Here is a 25237-nt window from a genome sequence, read left to right on the forward strand (position 1 = left end):
GGATCAGCCGCGGAATGGGTTCGACCGGTCGAAGTCCAGGGCGATCTCCTCGAGCGTGCGGAAAACGACGCCGGGATGGCGGGCCATGTGCTCGATCAGGCGCGCAAGCATTCTCAGGACCTGGGGACGCCCGGCGACGTCGGGATGCAGGCAGAACGTGAATACCGCCTCGTCCATCTCCTCGTAGACCCAATCGAACTGCTCGCGCCAGAGCTCCTCGATATCCCGGGGGTTCATGAAACCGTGACTGTTCGGCGACTTCTTTATGAACATCATCGGTGGCAGGTCGTCGAGATACCAGCTTACCGGGATCTCGATGAGGCGGGTCTCCTTTCCGCGTAGGAGCGGCCTCATCCAGTTGGCGGCCGGTTGGCCGTAGTCGATCGGAACCCAGCTGTCGCCGACGCGCAACCTGTAGCAGGCGTGGTCGCGGTGCATCATCGAATGGTCGTACAGGATACCCCGCTCGAGGAGCAGGTCCGGCGTGCTCGAACTGAGTTCCCACCAGGGTGCCGCGTAGCCGACGGGACGGCGGCCGGCGAGGCCCGTGATGAGTTCGATGCAACGGTCCAGGACGTCACGCTCCTGGGCGGGTGACATAGCCAGGGGATTCTCGTGCGTGTAGCCGTGCAGGGCGACCTCATGGCCGCGCTCGACGACCTCGGCCATCTCCGCGGGGAAGGTCTCGATCGAGTGGCCCGGGATGAACCAGGTGGTCTTGAGCCCGTATCGATCGAAGAGGTCCAGCAGGCGCAGGCTCCCCACCTCGCCCGCGAACATCCCGCGGGAGATGTCATGCGGCGAGTCCGCCCCGCCGAACGTTCCTATCCAGGCGGCCACCGCATCCACGTCGATGCCGAACCCGCAGGTGATCTTCTTGGTCATGTTGCGCCGTCCGCCGCAGAAGTCAGAGATCGAGCACGAGGTTCGAGCCGGTTCGGGCCCGGGAGGTGCAGACGGCCACGTACCTGGCTCGTTCCGCGTCGGTCATGCAGGTGTCCCGATGAACGGGATCGCCCGAGCTCCATCGCGTGAGGCAGGTCCCGCAGTAGCCTTCCCGGCAGGAGTGATCGACGTCGATGCCTGCCTCCAAGAGGGCGTCCAGCACCGACTTCCAGTCGGGAACCTCGACGGTGACCCCGCTCCGGACGCACTCGACGGAGAACGGGCCGCAGTCCGCGTCGTCGGCGAGCGGCGCGGCGGCCGCGCCGAAGGACTCGAAATGCATCTCGATGCCGGCGAGGTCCTTCCCGGCCTCGCGCACGGCTCCCATCAGCCCGTCCGGACCGCAGCAGTAAACCCGGGTGCCGGCCGGCTGTCCCGCCAGCAAGGCCGCGATGTCCAGGCCTTTCGTCGGGTCTCCGCCGTCGAGCACGAACCGAGCCTGTCCATGGTTCTTCGGACCGAGGAGTTCCTCCACGAAGATCAAGCGGCCTTCGTCCCGGCCGCACACGACGAGATGCCACGAGCGACCGAGCGCCTCGCAGGTTTCCGCCATGCACATGAGCGGGGTCAGGCCGATGCCGCCGGCGATGAGAAGCGTGTGCGGCGCATCGAGGAGTGGGAAATGATTCCGCGGTCCGCCTGCCTCGACGACTCCGCCGACCTCCAGGTTCGCGTGGATCCACGTCGATCCGCCGCGGCCCGTGTCCTCGCGTTGGACTGCGACGACGTAGGGCGCCCCAGGGCGTGACATCTGCACCAGCGAGTATTGCCGGTTGCCAATGCCCGGAACGTGGAGATCGATGTGCGCTCCCGCTTCATATGGGATCAGTATCGACCCGTCGAGCGAGAACAGCTCGTACTCGCGGACCCACGCGCTCAGGTCACGCGTTCTTTGCACTTGGAGTAGAATTCTATTGCTCTTCGTGTCGGCCATCGACGTAATTCACGAATGCGGGCCGGCAATTTCGTCCCGAAGGTCCGAGCTGACAATCGATTAATTCGCACCGATCCATCAGTTTCGATCACGCGTCGGGACATGGTTGCGGTGCCGAGGCGCGAAGGTCGGGGATGGTTTCGCCCAGGCAGCGACAGGGCCGCGGCGATCGCCCGTCGACCGCCGTCCCGTGTCAAGCTGGCCGACCGACCCCGCTCGCGCTGGGCCGCGTCGGTCCATGTCGGCACGGGTTCGCCGCCGTCGCGCTCGGCCATCATTGGTTCGGTCGGGCGGATCTCCAGCCTGAGAAAGTCGCGAGGTCAACCTCTCGGCGTCGCGGTCGCAGCTTCCGGGGGAGCTGCGCCGTCGCGATCGATGACCAGGATGCCCGATCCCCTGGGAACGTGGCGTGGCGGACGCAACGTGGCCTGCGACCGCGCAGGTGTCAGCTGTCTCGATCCAATGCGAATCACCGAAGGACCGCGCTCGACGGGCGATGCGAGGCGCCTCCTCGCAGCGCCCGCTTCGCCACCGTGTGTGCCGGGGGACGTCCCGCGCGGCGACGCGGTCATCTGCCCCAACGGCTGGCCGGTGATCGAGGCGTTCCTCGGGGGCGATGGCGCCCGCATCGTGGCGCAGGAAAGCCCAGCCGCGGGCTTCGCCCATGCGTCTGCCGAGCTGGCCCCCCCGTTCGGCAGCGACGTGACGTCGGCAATCCGTCCGGTGGCAGCAACCTCGTGGAGCCGGATGGCGTCCATCGGCGGCGCCTATAGCTGCGCCCTGCCGAGCCGATCCGGTGAACGGGCGCGGCTGGCCCGTCCCTTCGAGGACCGGCTCTTCTTCGCGGGCGAGGCGACCCACCCGCGCGACTTCACGACGGCCCACGGGGCCCACGACAGCGGCCAAAGGGCCGTCGACGAGGCCATGGCGGCGCTTGCGGGCAGATAGGCCCTTGAACGGCGAAGCCCCTCTGCCACCGGGGAAATTCGAGCGGCACGTTAGCGGCTTCACGTGCCGGCCGCGATCTCGGCAGCACGCCCCGGCCCTGCCGGTCGACATCCTCGGAGACCGTCTTCCAGTCCGGTCCGTCGAAGCGAGCCATGTTCATCCGACCTCGCCCGGTGGCGCGGTCGGGGCGGGCCACGCCGTGGCGGCCCGCCGGGTTCGTCGGAGGCGCGCCTCAGAGCGCCATCGTCACCGCCTTGGTCTCGAGGTAGTTCTCCAGCGCCTGGGCCCCGTTCTCGCGGCCCCAGCCCGACTGCTTGTAGCCGCCGAACGGCAGGACCGGGTCGAACACGTGGTGGCAGTTGAGCCAGACCGTACCGGCCTTGATGCGCCTGGCCATCTTGTGCGCGACGCCGGCGTTCTGCGTCCAGACGCTGGCGGCGAGCCCGTACTCGGTGTTGTTGGCCTCGGCGGCGAGTGCGTCCAACTCGCTGTCGTCGAACGCCTGGGCCACGACGACGGGGCCGAAGATCTCCTCGCGCACGATCCTCATGTCCGGGTTGGCGTTCGTGAAGATGGTTGGCTTGAGGAAATAACCATCGGTGCCCGGCAGCCCATCGCCGCCGGTCAACACTTGGCCGCCTTCGTCCCGCCCGGACTGCACGTAGCCCGACACGCGTCGCAGCTGCTCGGCGCTGACCAAGGGGCCCATCTGCGTCGTCGGGTCGAGGCCCGGCCCGACCTTGATCTTGGCGGCGGCGTCGGACACGCCCTGCATCAGCCTGTCGAAGATGCTCTTGTGAGCGTAGATCCGCGTGGCGGCGACGCAGACCTGGCCCTGGGCGAAGAAGCTGCCGAGCGTCACGCCCGGGATGGCGCGGTCGAGGTCGGCGTCGGGGAACACGATGGTCGGAGCCTTGCCGCCGAGTTCCAGCGTCACCCGCTTCAGGTTGCCGGCCGCCGCCTTGACGATCAGCTTGCCGACGTCGGTCGAGCCGGTGAACGCGATCTTGTCGACGAGGGGGTGGGCGGCAAGCGGCGCGCCGGCGCCTTCGCCGTAGCCGGTGACGATGTTGATCACGCCGGGCGGGAAGTCGGCCTCCTCGACGATGAGCTGGGCGAGGCGCAGGGCCGAGAGCGGCGTGTCCTCGGCGGCCTTCAGCACCACGGTGCAGCCGGCCGCGAGCGCCGGCGCCAGCTTCCAGGCCGCCATCATCAGGGGGAAGTTCCAGGGGATGATCTGGCCGACGACGCCGACGGGCTCGCGCAGCGTGTAGGAGTGCACCTCGCCTGGCACCGACGGCGACAGGGTCGAGCCGGCGATCTTCGTCGCCCAGCCGGCCATGTAGTAGAAGGTGTTGTAGGCGACCGGGATGTCGGCGGCCCGGGCCTCCGCGATCGGCTTGCCGTTGTCGAGGGACTCCAGCTGCGCGAACTCCTCCGCGTGGCGCTCGATGATCTCGCCCAGGCGATGGACCAGCCTTCCGCGGTCCGCCGCGGTCATCCGGCTCCACGGACCGTCGTCGAACGCCTTGCGCGCCGCCCGCACGGCGTCGTCGATGTCCTCCGCCTGCGCCTCGGGCACCCGGGCCACGACCTGGGCGGTAGCCGGGTCCCGGACGTCGATCAGGCCGCCGGCCTTGGCCGACACCAGCTTGCCATCGATGAGGAGCTTGGGGGCGCCGTCGAGGTAGGCCGCGATGGCCGGGGCGAGCTTGGGCGTGAGCGTGGGCGTGTGCATGTTCATGGCGAGATCCTCTTCCGAACCGCTGCCTGGGCGACCGAACCGGATCGACCTTCGGGCATGGCTTGAGGTACCTCTGGCGCTACCCGTTTGGAAGAATGCACCGAAAAGTGTAGCTATTACCTATCGGTAAGAACTGCGCTATCGCAATGCCTTAGCCGGTATAAAATCTCGACGGTGCGATGGCCGTCCCTTGGAGCTCGACGATGGAACCCGATTCGGCGCTGGATCGCGTGCGCGAGATCAACGTCTTCAACGTCGAGTGCCCGGCGCATCAGGTCGTCGCCCGTGTCGGCAACAAGTGGACGTTGCTGGTGATCTACGCCCTGAGCCAGGGGACGAAACGCTACAGCGAACTGCAGCATCAGGTCGGCAAGATCTCGCCGAAGATGCTGACGCAGGTGCTGCGCGGCTTGCAGAAGGACAAGCTCGTCTCGCGCAAGGTCTACCCGGTCGTGCCCCCGATGGTCGAGTATTCGCTGACGCCGCTGGGCGTGAGCCTCGCGAAACCGCTGGCCGGCCTGTGCGTGTGGGCGGAGGAAAACTACACCCTCCTGAACCGGACCTGGCGCCTATAGCGGCTCGGTGGCATCCGCTCGGGACCATCATGGCTTCCCGATATGCGGAGCCCTGTCGCCGCCCAGGGTGCAGGCGGCGTGGATCAGGGAAAGGTGGCGGAGGCCCTGGGGCGTGTTGCCAAGGAAGTCACCGGTCTCCGGGTCGACTATCTCGCTGAGGATGCCTACGCCGCGAGGCAGCGACCGGAGGATGTCGGTGAATCCGCCAGGGCTTGGCACGAGCTCGGCGGCTTCGTCGGCGAACGCTTCTCGCGCAACGGCAACCAACTCGGCGTTATGGGCTATCGGGCCATGCTGGAGAGGGACGTCGCCACGATCCCTGACCCTCGATTCGAGATCGAGCTAGTGGTGGCTGAGGGCGACCGGATCGCGAGCCGGCTGGTTTTCGACTGCCACCCGGCCGCCGCCTTCATGGGCGTCGCGGTCAGCGGCAGGCGTGTCCGGTTCGCGGAGAACGTCTTTCCGCTCGATTACCGCGAACGCCTGTTCCCGAACCTGGTCCGATGCCCAGATCGAGGTCTCGGAGCCTCCGCCGTTCCGGATCCCGTAGCGGTTCGTCCGCCAGCGCGCAGGGATACGCCGACCGTCCCGCAGGAACGGACCGAGGCTGACCCACGCCGTCCGTGTGATGACTCGCGCAAACGAAATAGGTCCACGCAGGGAAGGGCCAACAGATGAAATAGGCAAAGAAAAAGGCCGTCCGGCAAGCGGGTGGCCTCAAATGCCCTAGGTTGCCAAATCACGGAACTTTGGGGGCCTAAAGCGGAACGCGGAACGTTGGTTCGGCTATCACTTCGACCCCAAGGCCGAGATACGGCGAAACGGCCGGGGCTTCGGAAACCGTCCCGCCGCTCCCCGGTTGCAAACTTCATTCCCGTGCGCCCATCGACGTCGATCGTGGGAGCTTCAAGCACGGCGGACGGACGCCGCATCGAGGCGTCCCTTCGGGTCTCACGACCCGACGGTACGCCATGCGCTGGACATTGATCCGCCGAGCGGAGCCGTCGTACGTAAGGTGACGGGACTGCCGCCACTTGCTGACGGGTACCGACCTTGGCTGAGCAAGATATTCGGGCATTGATCGCGTCCGATCATATCAGGCTGGTACTCGCCATAGCGAGGTGGCGCAGCTTCAGCGCCGCCGCGGCCGAACTCGGCATCACGCAGTCGGCCATCAGCCAGCAGGTCAAGCGCCTCGAGAGGCTCGCGGGCTTCCCCCTGTTCCGGCGCAACGGGCGGGGCGTCGACCTGACCAGCGAATGCGAGACGGTGGTCTTTTACGCTCGCGCCATGGAGCGCCTCACCGAGGACATGCGCCGGCACTTCGACCGGCGCCGGATCAACGACAGGGTCCGCATCGGGATGAGCGAGGACTTCTGCCGGACCGCGCTGCCCGCGGTTCTCAGCCTGCTCGCGCACAACTTCCCGACCGTCGACATGCAGATCGTATCCGGCAGCTACGACCTGCTGGCGCAGGCGATCGCCGCCCGGTCCGTCGACCTTGTCGTGATGCGCCGCTGGGACCGCTTCCCGGACACGAAACTCCTCTGGACGGACAACCTCGTCTGGCAGGGGCATGCACGTTTCGCGACGCGGGTCGAGGATCCGGTGCCCCTCGTCGTGCCGCTCGCCACCAACCCCACACGAACGACGATCTTCGACACGCTCGACGGCGCATCGCGCCCGTGGAAAGTCCGCTTCGAGAGTGTCGGCATCGCCGGCATCGAGGCGGCGCTTCAGTGCGGGCTGGGCGTGATCGGCGTGCCGCGGAGCATGACGTTCCATGGCGTGTCCGCGATCGGGCCGGAGAGCGGACTTCCAGCCCTCCCGAACGTCGACTTCGTGATGTACGGCCCGTCGGAATCGGCCAACGGCGTCATCCATGCCGTCGCCGAAGTCCTCCGGCAACTGGCGGACGTGGGTTTCCAAGCGCCTGCCATCGATCACGAGGCCTGAACGGCTCGCATTCACGGGAGCCGATGAGGCTACCCGCGCGATGAGGCGGTCCGAATGCGCCCAGGCCGATCGATGGCGTACCGCCTCGCGACGCGAGGTCGAACGGGGAGACGCTCCCCGCATCCGGCTCGGCTTTGGCCGACCGCACGGCGCGGCGCATGGCACCAAGCCGAGGGTCGGGCGAGACGGAGCGTCGTGATGGGCCTCGGCGCCGCCGGCAGGACGCTGCAGCGATTTGTTCGCGCGCGCAGCGAGCGGCCGCGAGGGCGACGAGGGCCGGCCTCCCCGCGGCGTACCAAACGCCCGTGGCGCCCCCGCCGCGAGCGGCTTGCCGGTCAAGAACGGTGCGAGCGGACGCGGTGCGGGCGACGGACTCGCGCGACCACCGTGGCCGCGGCCCCGAGTCGCGCGCGAGGCTCCCGGAAGGTGAGCCCGTAACCCCAGTGCAGCACGGGCTGGGACACGATCTGCCTCGGTTCGAGACCGAGCTTGGTGCGGGGTGGGCTCTGAGGCGTGGACCGGTCCCCGAGATCGCGCACCAGCTTCCATCGAATCGATGCGACTTGTCGGACCGCCCAAACCTCGGTCGCGGAAATGATCTCGCTTGTGCGGCCGCCCCGCGCAGGCCGGGCGCAGCGGCCATCCGCCTCCCGCGCCCGCGGGCACGTCGGACGGGTCCGGCAGCCGGGCGCCCTCGGCGTGGGAGGCAATCGCGCCGGGCGGCCGTGTCGGAGCCAGCTCGCTGAGCGGCACGCCGAACCACCGGCGGCCGATCCCCGAGACGCCGCCTCTCCACGTCGAAGAACGGTGGCGCGGAGAGGCAGCTGTCGCCGACCACGACGGAGGCGGGATCGACCGACTCGCGCGAGTCAGTCGTTCGTCTTGGTCCTGCCGTCCAGATGCTCCAAGCGGATCTGCTCCTGATCGAGCTCGATCTCCAGTGTGCGCAGCACCGAAGCGTGGATGCGGTTCTCGCGATGCAGCGCGATCAAGGCGTCGCGTCCGGCGCGCACGGCCGCGAGGGCTGCCGCGAAGTGAGCGGCCCGCTCCGCGTCGACCGCACCGCGCTCATCGCGCACCCGCGTGGTTGCGCGCACCCGATGGCGGTACTCCTCCAACAAACGCGTGTGCCGGGCCAGGTCCGATCCCTCATCCGACATGCCCTCGAGCGCCGCGAGTCCAGCCTGATTCATCACCACACGCGCCATCGGCTCGTCGAGCTGTCCGTCAGAGGGTTCCCCCGGGGGATCGAGCCGAAACGCGCGGATCAATGGCCCGAGCGTCGTGCCCTGCACCAGCACCGTGAACAGGATGACGGCGAAGGACGCGACCAGGATCGGATCGTGTCCCGGGAAGTCGGTCGGGAGTGCGAGCGCCGCGGCCAGCGTGACGACGCCGCGCATGCCGGCCCATCCGACGATCAAGGGCACGACCGCGCGCGGGCGGGGGGCGTGGGTCTTCCGCAGCATCAGGAGCGGGAGGTAGACGGCCATATACAACCAGAACAGGCGCGCGACCACGCAGGCCGCGATGACCACGAGCGCCAAGGGCAACGCTGCCTCGAAGGCGTCGAGGCTGCCACCCATCCGTGCGAGCACGCCGCGCAGCGCCAGACCGATCAGCACGAAGACCAGGGCCTCCAGCACGAACGCCACGAACGTCCACACCGCCGTCGCGTGGCGTCGGACGTGCGCGTCGAAGGTCTCGTGCTCGCGTCCGCCGATCATCAAACCGCAGGCGACCACGGCCAGAACCCCGGAGGCGTGAACCCTTTCCGCCGCGATGTAGGCCACGTAGGCGGCGAGGAAACTCAACACGGTGGCTGCATTGGCCTCGTCGAACCACCGTATCGCGGCGTTCACGCAGGAGCCCAATGCCAGTCCAAGGGCGACGCCGGCGGCCGCCAGCCACGCGAGGCTGGCCGCCGACGCGAAGACGCTGAAGCTGCCCGTCAGCGCCGCCGCCACGGCGAAGCGGTAGAGCATAAGGCCCGAGGCGTCGTTGACCAGGCTCTCGCCCTCCAGCACCGTCACCAGCCGTCGGGGCAGGGCGACGCGGGCGAGGACCGCCTTGGCGGCGACCGCGTCCGGCGGCGAGACGATGGCGCCGAGGGCGAAGCAGGCGGCCCAGGGCAAGGACGGCATCGCCGCGCGCGCGCAGAGCCCGACCACCAGGGTCGTGAACGCCACCGCGCCGAACGAGAGCGACACGATCGGGCCCAGCCAGGCCCGGAAGTCGCGCCAGACGGTGGCATAGGCCGATTCGAGGAGCAATGGCGGCAGGAACAGGACGAGGATGAGGTCCGGATCGAGGTCGAAGGCTGGCAGGCCAGGCGCCACAGCCAGCGCCATGCCGCCGATGACCAGGGCGGCGGCCGGGGGGAACCCGAGCCGTCCCGCCGCCACCGACAGGCACAGGGCCGCGCCGAGCAGGGTGAGGATCAGTTCGAACAAGGCGACGGCGGTCATGTCACCTCGCGTGGCTTACCGCGTCCGCACCCGCGATGAGGATCTCTCGCATGTCCGCACCCCGGAGTGCGTCTCGCGGCTCGATGCCGCCCAAGGGCGCCGCCGCGTGGCTAAGGGCGAGGTGAGTCGATGCCTGGGACAGTTTGCCGAGGAAGGCGTCCGTCTCCGGCTCGGCCACCTTGGACAGCGTGCCGAACTTTCGTTCGAGCGCGATCGTCACGCGCTCGAACGTCCGGAACGTGCCATCCGCGCGGCCCGGCAGCGCTCGTGCGTCGACGAGCTACGACATGCGGGCCAGGAAACGGCCCTCCGCGGCGTCCGCTTACAGTGGCTCGGCATCTTGCGTCGCTCGAGTGGCATTCCCAGCCAAGTCCGGCCTTCCGCACACCGTCGTCGATCAATGAGGTAAATGGTGAAGCGCTCCAAGACAAACACTATTTCGGTCATTATACCAGCTAATATCTGATATAAGACTTTAGTAATGTGGTACACCCGACACAGAATGTCGAATTGCATCGATAATTCCGGGCAAGCGTTGGCGGTATCAAGCAAAGGAGACTACGATGCTGCGCGTCGAGGGCGGAGAAATACGCGATGATGCGCATGGGTGCCGATCTTGGCTGACCGCGACATTGGGGCGTTGGTTGCGTCCGATCATATCAAGTTGCTGCTCGCTATATCCAAATGGCATAGCTTCAGCCGCGCCGCGGTCGAACTCGGCATCACGCAGTCGTCCATCAGCCAGCAGGTCAAGCGCCTCGAGAGGCTCGCGGGCTTCCCGCTGTTCCGGCGCAACGGGCGGGGCATCGACCTGACCAGCGAATGCGAGACGGTGATCTTCTACGCCCGCGCCATGGAGCGCCTCACCGAGGACATGCGCCGGCACTTCGACCAAGGCCGCACCAGCGGCAAGGTGTCGATCGGGATGGGCGAGGACTTCTGCCGGACCGCGCTGCCCGCGGTACTCGGGCTACTCGCGCACAACTTCGCGACCGTCGACGTGCGGATCGTGTCCGGCAGTTACGACCTGCTGGCGCAGGCGATCGCCGCCCGGTCCCTGGACCTCGTCGTGATGCGCCGCTGGGACCGCTTCCCGGACACGAAGCTCCTCTGGACGGACAGTTCGGTCTGGTACGGCCACCCTTATTTCGCGACGCGGGTCGAGGATCCGGTGCCCCTCGTCGTGCCGCTCGCCCCCAACCCGATGCGGACCGCGATCATCGATGCGCTCAACGCCGCCGAGCGTCCCTGGAAGGTGATGTTCGAAAGTTCCGGCATCGCCGGAATCGAGTCGGCGCTCCGATGCAGGCTGGGCGTCGTCGGTGGGCCAAGCAGCATGCCCCATCAGCACGTGCCGGTGCTTGGACCCGAGAGTGGTCTGCCTTCCCTGCCGGACGTGGATTTCGTGATGTACGGCCCTTCGAAATCCGCGAAGGGCGTCGTTCATGCCGTCGCCGAAGTCCTCGAGCATCTGGCGGACACAAGGTTCCAGACGCCGTACTCCGGTGACGAGCCCCGGGCCCGCGATGCCTAGGGAGAGCGACCGCGAGCCCGGCGATGGTTCCCCGGACGAACACGCCGGACCGTCCAAGGATGACGCGAAGCCGTCGAGACGGGAAGGCGACGCCTCGGGCGAAGGCGATCGACCGTCGAGGAAGGACGACGAGCGATCGAAGGAAAAGGATGGATCCCCGGACGAGGGGGCTTCCGATGCCGGGAGCGAGCCCCGTATCCCGCGCTGGCCCTTCGTCCTGGCGGCCGTGGTGGTGGTCGGCTTCGTCGGCGGCGTCCTGTGGGTGATCTTCCGGCCCGAGCCCGACGTTTGGACCGACGACGCCTACGTGCGCGTTCATTACGCCACGATCGCGCCGCGCGTCTCGGGGCACGTCGCTGCCGTCCCGGTCGACGACGACGACGTGGTCAGGGCCGGGGACGTGCTCGCCCAGCTCGATTCGCACGACTTCGAGACCGCGGTCGCGGCGGCCGAGGCGCAGGTCGAGCGCGACCAGGCGCAGTCCGGCGACATCGGCGCCAACATCGAACGCCAACCGGCCCTGATCGACCAAGCCGCCGCCGAGGTCGACGCGGCGCGTGCCCGCCTCGCCTTCGCGGAGGCCGACGCGCGCCGCTACGACAACCTCGCCGCCACGGGCGCAGGCACCGGCCAGCAGCGCCAGCAGTCCGACACCACGCTCAAGGCAGCCCAAGCCGCCCTGCGCGGCGCCCAGGCCCAGCTCGAAGCCAACCGCCGCCAACTCGAGGTGCTCAAGAAGCAGAAATCCGCCTCCGACGCGACGACCAAGGGCGACCAAGCGCGCCTGGAGCAAGCCAAGCTCAACCTCGGCTACACGCGCATCCTCGCCCCGATCGACGGCATGGTCGGACAGCGATCGGTCCAGGTTGGCAACGTCGTGTCGCCGGGCGCGACCCTGATGACCGTCGTGCCCCTGCGGGAGGTGTACATCAACGCGAATTACCGCGAGGTGGACCTGATCCACATGCGCACCGGCCAGCCGGTGACGATCCACGTCGACGCCTACGACATCACGCTGCGGGGGCGGGTCAACGCGATCCCCGCCGCGAGCGGAGCCTCGTTCGCGCCGATCGCGCCCAACAACGCCACGGGCAACTTCACCAAGATCGTGCAGCGCCTCCCGGTGCGCGTGGACCTCGAGCCGGACCAGCCGCTCGCCAAGCTGCTGCGCGTCGGCCTCTCCGTCGAGACCACGGTCCATACCGGGCTGGAGGACGTCGTCGCCGAGCAGGCGCATGATCGCCGCGCGGTCACGGGCCGTTGACGATGCCGCCGCCTCGCAGCGTTGGCACCCGGCGCGGCGGCCCGATCGGTGCCGCCGCCCTGGCCGGCGCCCTGCTCGCCGGCTGCGTGACGGGGCCGGTTTACGCGCCTCCGGTGATCCGGGCACCGGAGCGCTGGGGCCCGGAGCCGAAGTCCGCGAGCCGCACCGTGCAGGGCGAGGAGGATGTCGAGCTGCGCTGGTGGCGCAGCTTCCGCGATCCCCTGCTCGTGTCCCTTGTCGACCGGCTAGGCGCGCAGAACCTCGATCTGAAGACGGCCTACGAGCGCGTCGTCCAGAGTTCCGCGCAGATCCGGATCACCGCCGCCCAGGGGTTGCCGCGTGTCGAAGGCACGTCTCAGGAGGCGTATCTGCGAGCGAGTCCCAACGGCCTGCTCAGGCTCGTCGAGCCGGCCCCGGGTTCCAAGCCCGACTTCACCCTGTACAACGAGGGCCTCGCCGCGTCTTGGGAGCTCGATTTCTTCGGGAGGATCCGCCACGCCGTCGAGGCTGCCGACGCCGAGACGCTGGCCTCGGTCGAGGCCCGGCACGGCGTCGCGCTGGCCGCGCTGGCCGAGCTGGCGCAGGGTTACCTGCAGCTGCGCGGAGTGCAGACGCGGCTGGCCATCGCCCGGCGCAACCTCTCGCTCGCGGGTCAGGACGTCGCGCTAGTGCAGAGCCGTTTCGCCAACGGCGTGGCCAACACCCTCGACCTCGCCCAGGCGCGGGCGCAGGAGGCCACGTTCGCGGCGGCGTTGCCGCCGTTGCTCGCCCGGGAGGCCGAACTCATCAACGCGATCGGGCTCCTGCTTGGGGAGGTCCCACGCGCGTTGGAGAGCACGCTGCGCCCGGCCAGGGCCCTGCCGCGGGTGCCGCGCGCGGTGCCGGTCGGGTTGCCGGTGAACCTGCTCGGTCGGCGCCCTGACGTGCGGGAGGCGGAGGCGCGCCTGCGCGCGACCGTGGCGCAGACGGGGGTGGCGGCGGCGAGCTTCTATCCCAGCGTCTCGCTGAACGGCACGCTCGATGTGCAGTCGCTGACGCTCGGTCGCCTGTTCAATCTAGCCTCGACGGCCTGGCAGGTCGGCCCATCTGTGACGATCCCGATCTTCGAGGGGGGGCGCCTCAAGGGAAACCTGGAGCTGCGCGAGTCGCAGCAACGGGAAGCCGCCGTGCGCTTCCAGAAGGTGGTGCTGACGGCTTGGCAGCAGGTCGACGACGCGCGTACCGCCTACGCGCAGGCGCAGGGGCGCCGGGGACAGCTCGCCCGAGCGGTCGCCCAGAACCAGATCGCCCTCTCGGCCGCCCGCCAGCGCTACACCGAGGGCGCGTCGGACTTCCTCAACGTCAACACCGTGCTGGCGCAACTGCTGCAAAGCCAGAACGACCTCGCCGAGGCGGAGGTGCAGATCGCGACAACCCTGGTGCAGCTGTACCGAGCCCTCGGTGGCGGTTGGGACGTCGCGGACGGGCCGGACGGCCTCCGGCCGCCGCCGCCCGTCGCCGGTCCCCCGCTCGCAATCCCGAGCCTGCTCGACGGTCTGGCGAGCGCAGCCGTCCAGCCATGACGCGTCGGAGGCGACACGCGCGATGAACGTCAGACCGTTGCTTGGCCTCGCGGGCGTTCTGCTCTCCGTCATGGCCAGCGACCTGAACGACCAGGTCACGGGGGTGTCGCTGCCGGACATGCGCGGCAGCCTCGGCATAGGCCTGGACGCCGGCACCTGGATCGAGAGCCTCTACCTATCGGCGCAACCACTCGGCATGGCGGTCTCGGCGTGGTTCATGGTGACCCTGACCCTGCGGCGCTGGGCGCTCGCAGTCATCGCCCTGATCGCGGCGACGAGCATCCTTCTACCGTTCAGCCCGAACGTCGGGGCATTCTACGCGCTTCGGATCCTGCAAGGCCTGGCCGGCGGTCTGATGACGCCGCTGCTGATGGACACGGCGCTGTTCGTCCTGGGACCGCCGATCCGCCTCTACGGGCTCGCTGCCTACGCGCTGACGGCGACCTTCGTCCCGGCGATGGCACCCACCGTGAGCGCGTTCTGGTCCGACGTCGTCCAATGGAAATTCGCGTTCTATCAGTCCCTGCCGCTCTGTGCGCTCGGGGCCTTGCTGGTCTGGTACGGCCTGCCACCCGAGAAACCGAAGTACGGACGGTTCAAGCAGTTCGATTGGCGCGCCGTCGTGCTGATCGTCGTCGGCATCGGCTCGCTCACGACGATGCTCTACCAGGGCGACCGGCTCGACTGGTTCAATTCCAGGACGATCTGCGTTCTCGCCTTGATCAGCGCCGTCGGCATCCCGCTGCTGCTGGTCAACGAGTGGTTCCATCCACTCCCGTTCATCAAGCTGCAGATGCTGGGCCGGCGCAACTTCGCCTACGGAGTCGTCGGGCTGTTCTCCTTCATCGTCATAGCTCAGGCCTCCGGTCCGCTGCCGCTCAGGTTCCTCACGGAGGTGGACGGACTCCGGCCGCTGCAGGCCCAGACGGTCACGCTCGTCATCGCCGCCTCCCAGCTTCTCCTGCTGCCGCTGATGGCACCGCTGCTCGATCGAAGGAGCGTCGACTCCCGCGTCGTGAGCGTCGTCGGGCTGGGCTTGATGGCCGCCGCCTGCCTCGGCTGCGCGTCCGTGACGGTCTACTGGAACCGCGAACAGTTCTACTTCTGGCAGGGACTGCAGTCGGTGGGTCAGTCGATGGTTGTCATGTCGCTGCTGATGATGGCGACGAACACGGTGAAGTCGGAAGAGGAAGCGCCGTTCGCTTCGGCTGGGATCAACTTCCCCCGCTCGGTCGCGGAGGTCGTGGGGCCGTGGTTGCTCGACGTGATCGAGCATCGGCGCGGCCACTTCCACTCCGACCGGATTGTCGATCAAGTCGGGCTCGACCGCTGGCGATTGATCCAAGGCCCCGGCGTCCTGCCGCAGCACCCGCCACCGCTGCGCTCCGACGGCATCCCACGCGTACCCGGGAGCCTGTCCGGGTTCGCGGAAAGCGTCAAGCAACAGGTCGAGATCCTGACGACAAGCGACGCGTACCTCATCTTCGGGATCTTGACCCTGGTGGTCATCGGCATAGTCCTGATCCTGCCCGTCCGCACGCTTCCGCCTCGAATACTTCTGGCCGGCAAGCGGTGACTGGGATCGGCGTTCGAAACCATCTCGGACGGACCACGCCGTCGACGGTGTCGGATCCGGCATCGCTCGGCCGTTCGCCGGGGTTCGGAAGATGGCCGGCGGCGTCAGCCGACCCGACCCGTCGGCTCGCGCCCGACGTCGCCCGCCGCTGGCTGGCGCCCCGCGCTTCGCCGATGTGGCGCCGCACGGCGCCGCCCCTTCTGCTTCCGACGATCGATCCGTGGCGAGGGAACCGACCTGACGGCCAGCCCACGAGGTCAAGGCGTGGCCGGGCATCGGGGGCCTGCGTGCGCGGCCGGCACGCGGACGGCGGCATGCGTGTGGTTCGCCCGGACGCCCGGATTGCTCGACCGCGAGAAGTCCTGCGCGAACGCGGGACGTACGCGAACCGGACGTGGTGCGCCGTCGCCATCCCCCACCCCGGGCCGAGGCCCCGACGCACGTTCGGAGGAGGCCAGATAGGTCCAGCCGTTAAGCTTTCGCGTCCCGCACGCAACCTCCGGTGCCGGAGCGTCCGGAGCGCGCATGGCCTCGGGCGGTGGCATCCGTGGGCAGGTACGCGCGGGCGACGCGCATGATCTCCCACATCCGGCCGTGGTCGTGCTGAGACATCGCCTCGCATGTGCCCTCTCAGTCGGCCCGGGCCGCCGCGACGTCGGCGGGCGAAAGGAGCCCCGGTATCGGCACGAGGCGAGCGGCGACCGTCGGGGTCTGGCGCAACCAGCCCGTCTCGGCCCGGACGAGCGAGAGACCATGTGGAACCGCAACGCCTCGGCGAAGCCGGGCGGTTCGTCTGACACCGCCGATACGTCGTCCAACGCGGGGACTTGCGTCGATTCCTTGGCGGGAGGGGAGTCGCGCCCGTTGGAAGCGCGCTTCGGCAACCGCCTCGGGGCGGCGCGGACCGGGGCCTCGTGCCCGACGTCGGGCCGCGCCGCAGCGGCCGCCCGGCAAATCGCATCGCAGAGCGGCGGCAGCTTGGTCCGCACCGCGCGGAGGCGTTCGGCCGGGACGCCGGTCCCGACCGCCAGTTCGTTGGCATCGACCCAACGGCCTCGATAGGTAGGGAAGCGTCCGGCGAGGAGCAGATCGGTGAGATGCGCACGCAGTCCGTCGCGCTCGGCGCGGGTCAGATTGGCATGGAGGCGTCGCTGGAGGTAGGCATCGAGCATCCGTGGGTTGCGGGCGCGTATTGACTAGGTGATGGGTCTGCGTTCGCGTTGCAGGAAGCGCGCGTCATGACGGGGCTGTCGGCCAGCCGTCGATCCCCGGGATGACCCCAGCCGCAGGCCACTCGCCGGTCGGGCGTGCCATTCGTGGCGATCCGGCCCAAAGACCTGCCGAGCGATCATGGAAACGGTCGGCAAGGGCTTCGGACTTGGACCGCCTACAGCGTGGATCACGTTCCATCCCCGCCAGGGCCAGGCCCGCCGGATCCGTGACGGAGAGATACGATCCCAATGCCCGGTCCGACGGACAAGGCCACGACGGTGGCGCCGAGGCCGACACCGCGGGTCCGCGTGCCGTCGCGCGCGCAGCGCCACTGGGTCTCGTTCATCGAGATCCTCGCCGAGGGCGGCGGCCGCTCGATGCCGGCTCCTGCCGCCGGACCGACGCGACGGCCGAACTCCCCGGCGAGCGGAATCCATGACTCGGGGATGACATATAGGCCCCGCCCCGCAGGTTACCGTACCGTACCGCACCGCCTACGGATCGGGGACGCTCGTAGCAGGATCGTCCGCACGGACAGACGTCAGCAGCCCGGCCGGGTCGACGTTCTTCCGTTTAGCCCAATCCGCGACGTTGGCCGGGCGGTAGGCCGGGTCCGTGCGCCACCGCTCGAAGACCGTGGCGTCGATCGTCTCGTTGACGTTCGTATGGCTGCCATCCTCGCGCACGACGGGCGGCTGGCCGATCGTGCGGTACAGGGGCGAGGACACCCAGGCGTAGAGCCCCCCGCCGAACGAGCCGTACGAGTCCGCGATCGGGGCATTCAGGGCGTCCCCATCCAGCTCGACCTCGGAGCGGAACCTGAGGCCTTGCCCCTCTGCCTTCCTCATCATCCACCTGAGGGGCGCCTGTGCCAGGAGGTCCGTCTCGTAGCCGCCGCCGACGTTGGCGTGAGCACCCACGAACCAGCGCTGCTCGACGCTGGAGAGGGAGCGCGGCGCGGCGAAGACCGCCCGCTCGTCCTTCGATCGATGCACGTCCCAGAGCGTCGGCGCAAAGTCCGCGCGGTGCTCGTCGATGGCGAGCGCGTGGTATCCGTTCAGGATGTGGATGCGCAGTCCAGTCTGCAGGTAGTCGAAGGACGAGCGGCTGATCCCGGGGATCCGCCCGGCCGCGACGCCGACGGAGCCCACCGTGTCCCAGACGCCTATCACCTTCACCTCGGCAGGCTGAGAGTATTTCAGCAGCCACCGCTCCTGCACGCTCAGCGTGCCCGCGTGCCCGGCCTTCTCGACCTCCCTGAGTTGCCAGATGCTCTCCTCGTCGCCCTTCTTGTACCGCGAGAACAGCTCGCTGATGCCAATCGGCGACCCGGCCTTCAGGATGCCATCGATCGCGACGAGGCCCGCAAGGCTCCGGGCCGTGAACGCCCCACGGCTGAATCCGAAGATGAAGATCTCGTCGCCGTCGTTGTAGTTCTCGATGAGCCACTCGTACGCGAGGCGGATGTTCTCATCGAGACCCTGGCCGAAGACGCCGCCGAGGAACCCGTTGACGCCGACCTCGTAGTACACGAGCTGCGGCTTCCCGTCGCCACCTTTCGCGGCGCAGAGCGCGCGCATGCGCCAAACGTTCGTATTGCTCTCGACGCTGTTCCACGTCCCGTCGAGGAAGACGACTAGCCGCTTCTTCTGCTGGTCCGTGCCTGCGAAATTCGGCTGGTTCCCACTCTTCTCGGACGGCCTGCCGATCAGGACGCCGACCGCGATCATGGCCGAAATGGCGGTCGCGGCGACGAGGACGTGCCACGTCCATTTGATGATGCGCTTGAGCTTCGCCATCGCGTGACCCCGCCCACTCCGATCCGCCATGAACCGCTCCTCGCTCCCGCGTGGCGAACGACGAGGCGGCGACCTTCACGTCCCGGCATCGCCACGCATCGTGCGCTTGGCGGTTCGAGATCCTCGCATCGTCATACCGCAGGCCGATCCGGTGACGACGGCATCAGGGTGCGGCGGAATGCTATGCCCGGAGCATCCGTGATCCGTTCAAGGTCCGACAAGGGGGCGCCTCCACCGGCTCCAGAGTCTTCTGGTTAGAGAGTTTACAACCGCCGAGTGTCGCCATCCGACGCATTGGTTTATGTGGGATCGAAGTCGCGCCGGTGCGCGTGCGATGACATGGGCCCATGCCCACCTGGCCGCATCGTCGCCGGTCCTCAGGGTCGGATCTCGATCGTCCTGATGAAACCGCCGGCCGAGCGGTTCTGGTCGTAGATCACCATCGGCAGATCCGCCTTGGGCATCCAAACCCGCCCGACCTCGACGGCGGCGGAGTTCGGCAGCGCGGGAAACACGTTGATGGTCGCGCCCTCCCCGTGCACCGCCTTGATGCGATTCAGCAGTTGCCGAAGCTGCGTCTTGAACGCGGACAGGTCCTCGGGGCGGCGCAGGATGTCGTTGTGGGGGGTGTCGGCCGTGAGCGACCAGATCGCCGCGTCGGGCCCCAGCGCGGCTTGGATGCGCTCGTCGTTCACCGTGGCGCTGAGTGCGAGCTTGAGCGCGACGGTGCCGCCGGGTCGGTCCCCCGGATCCGTGGTTCGGAAGGCGATGGCCGGCTGGGCGGCCTGCCAACGCCATGTCGCGGGTTCCCGATGCCGCTGGTGCACCGTCGTCGGCACGATGTCCCCGAGGAGGCAGCCCAACTCAATCAGCAAGGGCTGGGGCGCGAGCGCGAAGACGCTGAGGTGACGGACCTCGCCCTGTTCGATGCGCTCCTTCACCTTCCGCGCGAAGAGGCGACGCAGGTTGTCGCGCTGGAACGTCCAGTACGGCTCCTCGTGGTCCTGATAGTCGCACCCGGACAGCTCCAGGTCGATGGTCTTCCCCTCGGCCGGGTGGCGGTCGGGCGGCATGGCCATGAAGATCGACCGCGTATCGACGAGCGCGCTGTTCGTGCCGATGCTGGCCGCGAAGCGGATCACGTAGGAGGCTCGGTCCTCGTCGATGCCGGCGACGATGGCGATGCGGTCCTCATGCTCTGCCTTCATGGCCAGCAGGACGGCCTCCGGGTGGCTGGCGAGGTAATCGACGTCGACGCCCTTGTGGTGGGTGGCGCACAGCAGCATCAGGTTCTTGATATCCCTGGCGAGCTGGGGAGAGCGGACCGCGTCGCCGCGCGGCCCGTCGGGGCTGTCGGCGACGATGTGGGCGATGAACCCGAAGGTTCCGTCCTCCCGCCCCGCGATCAAGTCTCCGACGAGGTCGTGGTTACAGCCGCGATACTCGCACCGACCTGCCGCCCGCGCCCAGAGCTCGATCTGGGTTTTACCTGGAATCCGGGTCTTTGCCATGGCGTCCCCCTCCGCAGCAGGGTATAGGATGTTCCCTTTTCATTCTTCAAGCCCGGGCTGGCCCGCAGGGTCGCGCGACCCGGGCACGATGTGGCCGAGGAGGAGCCGTTGCCGAAGCCGACCCGTGAGAGCGAGGATTACCTCGACGACCTGGCAGAGGAGCTCGCCGTGCCGGAGAGCCGCTACGAGCAGGCCGAGCGGAGCTACAAGTCCCTGGGTGAATGGCTGCATCGGCCCGCGTCGACGGTGCGACAGTACGATCCCCAGGTCTATGTCCAGGGCTCCTTCAGGCTGGGCACCACGATCCGGCCGCTGACGGAGGCCGAGGAGTACGACATCGACTCCGTCTGCGAGCTGAGGAAGCTCGGCAAGTCCCAGCTCAGCCAGCAAACGCTGAAGGCCATGCTCGGTCGCGAGATCGAGGCCTACCACGACGCGCAGAGCATGACGAAGCCGGTGCGCGAGGGGCGGCGCTGCTGGGTCCTCGATTACGCCGATGGCGCGCAGTTCCACATGGACATCGTGCCCGCGCTTCCGAACGAGCGGTCCGTGCGCCTTCTCCTGGAGGCGCGGGGTCACGATCCGAAGTGGTCGAAGACCGCCATCGCCATCACGGACCGCGAGGTCCCGACCTACACGGTAGTGACCGACGAGTGGCCCCGTTCCAACCCGAAGGCATACGCCGATTGGTTCCGCGGCCGGATGGCGATCGCCCTGGAGCGCAGGAAGCGCAAGCTCGCGGAAAGGGTCCACGCCAGCGTGGAGGAAATCCCCGATCACAAGGTGCGCACGCCGCTGCAGGCCGCGGTGATGATCCTGAAGCGCCATCGCGACCACATGTTCGAGAAGCGGCCGGATGTGCGGCCCATCTCGATTATCGTCACGACCCTCGCCGCACACGCCTACGGCAGCGAGGAGACGACCGGACAGGCCCTCATCGCGATCCTTGAGGGCATGGACGCGCACATCTCCGAAACCGGCGGTCGGTACTCGATACCCAACCCGACCGACCCCCTGGAGAACTTCGCGGACAAGTGGGAGAAGCATCCGGAGCGGGCCGAGGCGTTCTTCGAATGGCTCGGGCAGGCCCGCCGCGATTTCGGGCAGGCGGCCCAGACCACCGACCGCCAAGTCATCACCGCGTCGGTCGGCCGTGGCGTGGGCACCTCTATCGCCGAGAGGGCCCGGAAGCGGCGCCAGCCGTCTCTGGGTTCCCCTCTGCTCAGGACGGCGTCCGTAGCGCCCGCGGGCGCCGGCTTCTCGTTCCCGGACAAGCAGCGGGCGCCATCGAAGCCGCAGGGGTTCGGCGCGGCATAATGGCCTGGTGGGTGACAGATCCGGGCCGCGCAAGGTCCGAACAGGCCGCCGTGGCCGAACTCGCCGAAGGGGCGGGATGGCTGGGCGGCATCCGTTGGTACGTGGGAGATGACCTGGCCCTGACCGTCGACTTCGACGTCGCGCACGGGGCCGAGACCTTCCCGCTGACGATGACCTACGCGGCGCTGCATCCCCATGCCCCGCCGCGGATCGTGCCCCGGGACGGCGGTCGCCTCTCCGGGCATCAATACGCAGACGGGCAACTGTGCCTGGAGTACAGGCCAGACAACTGGGTGCCGGACGTCACGGGCGCGATGCTGATCGAAAGCGCGCACCGCCTCATCTCCGGGGAACGGGGCGAGGGCGATCGAGGGGTGCCGTCGGCCCATCATGCGACGCTCGGGCAGCGGACGAGGGGGCAACCGTTCCGGTTCCTCCTCATGCCGCAGGCGGAGCGCCGACTGTCGTTCGTTCCGAAAGGAGCGTCCGTCGAGGCGCTCGTGTCCGAGAGGTTGCGTGCCGGCACCTTCGTGTCGACCCTCGTCCAGGTGGGCGGCGAAGCGATCGCGGGGGCATGGGAGCCGGGCACGGCAGGCTCCGATCAGTTCCCGGCCCGGGTCGTATCCCTTGATCCCGCTGCGCCGAAACGCGGGCTCACTGTCGAACGTCTGGCGGCGGCGCTCGAAGGGCTCGGCCTCGTGGAGGATGCACGCCTCGTCCGGATGCCGGGTGGCGTGCATGTCGTCCTCGCCTCGCCGGGCGACGTGGTCGTCTACTACGTCTACGACAGCAAGGGCGTGCGGAGCATCGTCGAATACCAGACCCTGCCGATCACCGACCCGGGGCGTCGGCTGCCGGAGGCCTACGACGCCCTGCGCGGCAAGACCGTCGGCATCGTCGGCACGGGGTCCCTGGGTTCGAAGGTCGCCGTGACGCTGGCCCGAGCCGGGTTCGGGCGGTTCGTCCTGATCGACGACGACGTGTTCCTGCCGGGCAACCTCGTCCGTAACGAGCTCGGCCTGGCGGCGATCGGCATCCACAAGGTCGATGCGCTCGCGGCCCGGCTCGCGGCCGTCCGAGGGAAAGTCGAGGTGACCAAGCGGCGCGTGCCCCTCGGCGGACAGGAAAGCTCCGGCACGACCGAGTCCGTGCTCGCGGACCTCGCAGCCTGCGACGTGATCGTCGACGCCACGGCCGATCCGCACGCGTTCAACTTCTGTGCGGCGGTCGCTTCGCGGAACCGCCGGCCGTTGGTGTGGGGAGAGGTGTTCGCGGGCGGGATCGGCGGCCTCGTGGCGCGCGTCCGGCCCGACCTGGAACCTGAGCCGCAGGTCGCCAGGGGCCGGATCGCGGCGTGGTTCGAGGCGCGGGGCATCCCCGTGCAGACCGACCCCGGCGCCGATCCCTACGGAGGCGGCCCCGACGGGACCTGGGTGGCCGACGACGCGGAGGTGGGCGCGATCGCCGCCCACCTCGCCCGGTTCGCGACGGATGCGCTCGCGCGTCCCGCGGACACGATCTTCCCGTCGCCGGCCTACGTCGTCGCGTTGCGGGCGGGATGGATGTTCGACGCACCGTTCGAGACGTGGCCCATCGACCTTCTGGGCGCAAGGGAATGGTCGCCCGAGGCGACGACCGCGTCGGCCGAGGAGAGCTTGGCCCTTATCCGGGAGCTGATGCCGGCGGTGGTCGATGACGACGATCAGCCTGCCGCCTGACCAGCGCGCCCGACTCGGGCGCCACCTGCGCCGGGCCGGGCGACGCGAGATCGGCGGGATCCTCATGGGCGAGCAACTGGAGCACGACCGCTTCCGCGTCGTCGAGTTCACCGTGGACGAGACCAGCGGCACGGGAGCCCATTTCGTGCGCAGCCCGGAGCATCATCGCGCGGCACTCGACGCGTTCTTCCGGAGGACGGGTGCGGACTATCGGCGGTTCAACTACCTCGGCGAGTGGCATTCCCACCCGAGCTTCCCCGTGATGCCGAGCCGGGAGGACGTGGCGTCGATGGTCGACCTGGTGACCGGGGAGCGTGACATCACCTTCGCCGTGCTGTTGATCGTCCGGCTGCGGTGCTCCGTCCGGATCGAGGCCGGCTGCCAGATCTTCGCGAGGCCGGGCGTCGTCGGTCCCGTCACGCTCGTCCGATGAGGTGCAGGACAGGCTGCCGGAGGCTATTCCCAGGAACCTTCGGGAAATCGTCGGGGCGTGGGCTTGCGCCCTACGCGTTACGTTGTGGCGGGCCAGGCCCTGCGAGCGACTGCGGAAAGGGAGAACGTCGATCGTTGAATTGATATCCGCTTGAGGTGGGAAACGCGAGCCTAGACGCAGCCGGACGGTCCGGAACGGGGCGTGCCTGAAGTCCGGAGACCCGTCCCAGCGGTCAGCATGGTTCGGCGCCTCATCGAGGATCGACCTCGCGCCGCTGTTCCGCCCTGCATTCCCGGATACCATTTTGGTCCGCAGATCGTCCGCTCGGGAGCGACCCTCGGGACACAGGAGGCGAATCCAGCGAGGCACGCCTCCGCGATCGTCCACTTGGCATCGGGGGAAGAGGGAGGGCGTCCTGACGTTTGGCGGAGTGCCTGAGGTGGCGCCCTCCCGGAACGCGGGTGCTCGGGACACGCACAAGCGGATCCGGGTGCGGGAGTGGGGACCGACGACCTCCTTGCGGGAAACATTCTCGCCTCGGTTCAGGGACCGATGCTCGGTGTCACGTCACGAGGACGATCTTTCCGAAATGCGCGTTCGCCTTCATGCGCGCGAGCGCGGCCGGCGCCTCGGCCAGCGGATAGCGGCTGTCGATCGGCAGGCTGAAACCTCCGGCCGCGATCGCCTGCCACAGGTCGGCACGGACGCGCGCGGTGATCGCGCGCTGCTCCTCGATCGACCGGGTCCGGTTGGTCACGCCGATGTAGCTGATGCGCTTCGTGGCGTGCAGGTCGAAATCGAACTCGCCCCGGCTCCCGCCGAGGCGGCCGACGTTGACGATGCGGCCCAGAACGGCCGCGGCCTGCAGGTTGCCGTCGGCCACCGGCGCGGAGACCTGATCGATGATCACGTCGACGCCCCGGCCGCCGGCCGCCGCCCGCACCTGCTCGGGCCAAGCCGGATCCTTGGTGTCGATCGCCAGGGTTGCACCGTACTCAGGCAGGCGCGCGCGGTGCTCGGGGCTTCGCGACGTGCCGATCACCACCGCAGCCTTGCGCCACCGGGCGATCTGAAGCCCCATCAGTCCGACCCCGGAACTCGCGCCCTGGATCAGCACGGTCTCGCCCGGCTGCAGGTGCGCCTGGGTGATGAGGGCATCGTGCATCGTCTGCAGGGCGACCGGCAGGGTCGCGGCGATCTCGAACGACAGGCCCGCTGGAAGCGGGAGGGTTCGCCCGTGATCCGCGACGGCATACTCGGCGTAGCCGCCGGCGCCGGAACAGATGATGCGGTCACCGGGATGGATGTCGCTCACGGCCGCGCCGACGGCCATGACCTCTCCGGCCCACTCCAGGCCCGGGATCGCGCCGGGCCCACCGGTTGGGCCGTGCGGTTGCCCCGCGGCGACGGCGAGATCGGCACGGTTGAGGGCGGCCGCCCGGACCCGGACGAGCACCTCCGTGGCCTTCGGCGTTGGGGTATCGACCTCGGCGAGGCTCGCCCCGTCCGGTCCGACCACGATGGCCTTCATCCGGGCCTCGGCCGGGGTGATGCGGCGTTCCTGGGCCGAGGCTGCGCGGGCCGGCAGAAGCTGCGCGGCCGCGCCGGCGAGGAGGAGGCGTCGATCGATGTCCATGGGTCTCTCCTGCCATTGTCTCGGCGCGCTGTCGTGTGACGTCCTGCGGTGGTGCGTGTGCGCACGCGGAGGATTCGGTTCGGACGCGTCTGGGGCCGCGGCGGC

19 protein-coding genes and 1 pseudogene are annotated in these 25237 nt (G+C 68.7%); 12 read left to right on the top strand and 8 right to left on the bottom strand.

Translation table 11 applies throughout. The features are described 5' to 3' along the window. Positions 1–3: 3 nt before the first annotated feature. Together BKE41_RS26590 and BKE41_RS26595 are read right to left on the bottom strand one after the other, a co-directional pair. Positions 4–885 (bottom strand): polysaccharide deacetylase, encoded by an 882-nt coding sequence (locus BKE41_RS26590; RefSeq protein WP_071000369.1) that lies wholly within the window; start codon positions 883–885, stop codon positions 4–6. A 22-nt stretch (positions 886–907) separates the two neighbouring features. After that, complete coding sequence (locus BKE41_RS26595) at positions 908–1879, bottom strand: PDR/VanB family oxidoreductase (RefSeq protein ID WP_071000370.1); 972 nt, start codon at positions 1877–1879, stop codon at positions 908–910. A gap of 570 nt (positions 1880–2449) precedes the next feature. Here BKE41_RS26595 and BKE41_RS26600 point away from each other — a divergent pair. Next, positions 2450–2827: pseudogene (locus tag BKE41_RS26600) on the top strand (FAD-dependent oxidoreductase); the annotation flags it as partial. A 232-nt stretch (positions 2828–3059) separates the two neighbouring features. Here BKE41_RS26600 and BKE41_RS26605 read toward each other — a convergent pair. Continuing rightward, complete coding sequence (locus BKE41_RS26605) at positions 3060–4571, bottom strand: aldehyde dehydrogenase family protein (RefSeq protein WP_199825816.1); 1512 nt, start codon at positions 4569–4571, stop codon at positions 3060–3062. A 203-nt stretch (positions 4572–4774) separates the two neighbouring features. Here BKE41_RS26605 and BKE41_RS26610 point away from each other — a divergent pair, with 203 nt between their 5' ends. The 3 genes from BKE41_RS26610 (at position 4775) to BKE41_RS26620 (ending at position 7102) form a co-directional block, all read left to right on the top strand. Next, on the top strand, positions 4775–5146 hold the full coding sequence (locus BKE41_RS26610) for a helix-turn-helix domain-containing protein (protein ID WP_071000372.1): 372 nt from the start codon (positions 4775–4777) through the stop codon (positions 5144–5146). Positions 5147–5239: 93 nt separating this feature from the next. Next, a complete protein-coding gene (locus BKE41_RS30615; RefSeq protein ID WP_245295851.1) occupies positions 5240–5824 on the top strand; it encodes an ester cyclase in 585 nt (194 codons plus the stop codon). A 375-nt stretch (positions 5825–6199) separates the two neighbouring features. Continuing rightward, entirely contained in the window at positions 6200–7102 is a 903-nt protein-coding gene (locus BKE41_RS26620) for a LysR family transcriptional regulator (RefSeq protein WP_083374448.1), read from the top strand. 869 nt (positions 7103–7971) lie between these two features. On the opposite strand, the gene BKE41_RS26625 is transcribed toward BKE41_RS26620, so the two are convergent. Together BKE41_RS26625 and BKE41_RS26630 are read right to left on the bottom strand one after the other, a co-directional pair. Then, positions 7972–9570, bottom strand: coding sequence for a Na+/H+ antiporter (locus tag BKE41_RS26625; RefSeq protein WP_071000375.1), 1599 nt, complete (start codon positions 9568–9570; stop codon positions 7972–7974). A gap of 1 nt (position 9571) precedes the next feature. Next, on the bottom strand, positions 9572–9790 hold the full coding sequence (locus BKE41_RS26630; RefSeq protein ID WP_071000376.1) for a hypothetical protein: 219 nt from the start codon (positions 9788–9790) through the stop codon (positions 9572–9574). A gap of 396 nt (positions 9791–10186) precedes the next feature. Here BKE41_RS26630 and BKE41_RS26635 point away from each other — a divergent pair, with 396 nt between their 5' ends. The 5 genes from BKE41_RS26635 (at position 10187) to BKE41_RS26655 (ending at position 16702) form a co-directional block, all read left to right on the top strand. Further along, positions 10187–11104, top strand: a complete 918-nt coding sequence (locus BKE41_RS26635; RefSeq protein ID WP_159392795.1) for a LysR family transcriptional regulator — start codon at positions 10187–10189, stop codon at positions 11102–11104. Between the two features lie 229 nt (positions 11105–11333). Further along, a complete protein-coding gene (locus BKE41_RS26640) occupies positions 11334–12368 on the top strand; it encodes an HlyD family secretion protein (RefSeq protein ID WP_199825817.1) in 1035 nt (344 codons plus the stop codon). A gap of 2 nt (positions 12369–12370) precedes the next feature. After that, on the top strand, positions 12371–13930 hold the full coding sequence (locus BKE41_RS26645) for an efflux transporter outer membrane subunit (protein WP_071000378.1): 1560 nt from the start codon (positions 12371–12373) through the stop codon (positions 13928–13930). 22 nt (positions 13931–13952) lie between these two features. Beyond that, positions 13953–15506 carry an MFS transporter gene (locus BKE41_RS26650; protein WP_071000379.1) on the top strand — a complete coding sequence of 518 codons (1554 nt, stop codon included), beginning with the start codon at positions 13953–13955 and terminating at the stop codon, positions 15504–15506. 914 nt (positions 15507–16420) lie between these two features. Then, complete coding sequence (locus tag BKE41_RS26655) at positions 16421–16702, top strand: hypothetical protein (RefSeq protein ID WP_071000380.1); 282 nt, start codon at positions 16421–16423, stop codon at positions 16700–16702. Positions 16703–17212: 510 nt separating this feature from the next. On the opposite strand, the gene BKE41_RS26660 is transcribed toward BKE41_RS26655, so the two are convergent. Together BKE41_RS26660 and BKE41_RS26665 are read right to left on the bottom strand one after the other, a co-directional pair. Then, on the bottom strand, positions 17213–18547 hold the full coding sequence (locus BKE41_RS26660; RefSeq protein ID WP_245295852.1) for a DUF2235 domain-containing protein: 1335 nt from the start codon (positions 18545–18547) through the stop codon (positions 17213–17215). A 347-nt stretch (positions 18548–18894) separates the two neighbouring features. Beyond that, on the bottom strand, positions 18895–20028 hold the full coding sequence (locus BKE41_RS26665; RefSeq protein ID WP_071000381.1) for an SAVED domain-containing protein: 1134 nt from the start codon (positions 20026–20028) through the stop codon (positions 18895–18897). A 90-nt stretch (positions 20029–20118) separates the two neighbouring features. On the opposite strand from BKE41_RS26665, the gene BKE41_RS26670 reads away from it, so the two are divergent. Genes BKE41_RS26670 through BKE41_RS26680 form a run of 3 tightly spaced genes read left to right on the top strand, consistent with a single transcriptional unit; the run spans position 20119 to position 23496 of the window. Next, the gene (locus BKE41_RS26670; protein ID WP_199825818.1) at positions 20119–21345 is read left to right on the top strand and encodes a nucleotidyltransferase; all 1227 of its coding nucleotides are present in this window, start codon (positions 20119–20121) and stop codon (positions 21343–21345) included. Positions 21346–21395: 50 nt separating this feature from the next. Further along, entirely contained in the window at positions 21396–23063 is a 1668-nt protein-coding gene (locus tag BKE41_RS26675) for a ThiF family adenylyltransferase (protein WP_159392797.1), read from the top strand. Then, a complete protein-coding gene (locus BKE41_RS26680) occupies positions 23038–23496 on the top strand; it encodes a Mov34/MPN/PAD-1 family protein (protein WP_071000384.1) in 459 nt (152 codons plus the stop codon). Before BKE41_RS26675 ends, BKE41_RS26680 begins: the two co-directional genes overlap by 26 nt. A 562-nt stretch (positions 23497–24058) precedes the next feature. On the opposite strand, the gene BKE41_RS26685 is transcribed toward BKE41_RS26680, so the two are convergent. After that, positions 24059–25027 (bottom strand): zinc-binding dehydrogenase, encoded by a 969-nt coding sequence (locus BKE41_RS26685; RefSeq protein ID WP_071000782.1) that lies wholly within the window; start codon positions 25025–25027, stop codon positions 24059–24061. Positions 25028–25237 lie beyond the last annotated feature (210 nt).

The sequence above is a fragment of the Methylobacterium sp. C1 genome (assembly GCF_001854385.1).
In the GTDB taxonomy this organism is placed as follows: Bacteria; Pseudomonadota; Alphaproteobacteria; order Rhizobiales; family Beijerinckiaceae; genus Methylobacterium; species Methylobacterium radiotolerans.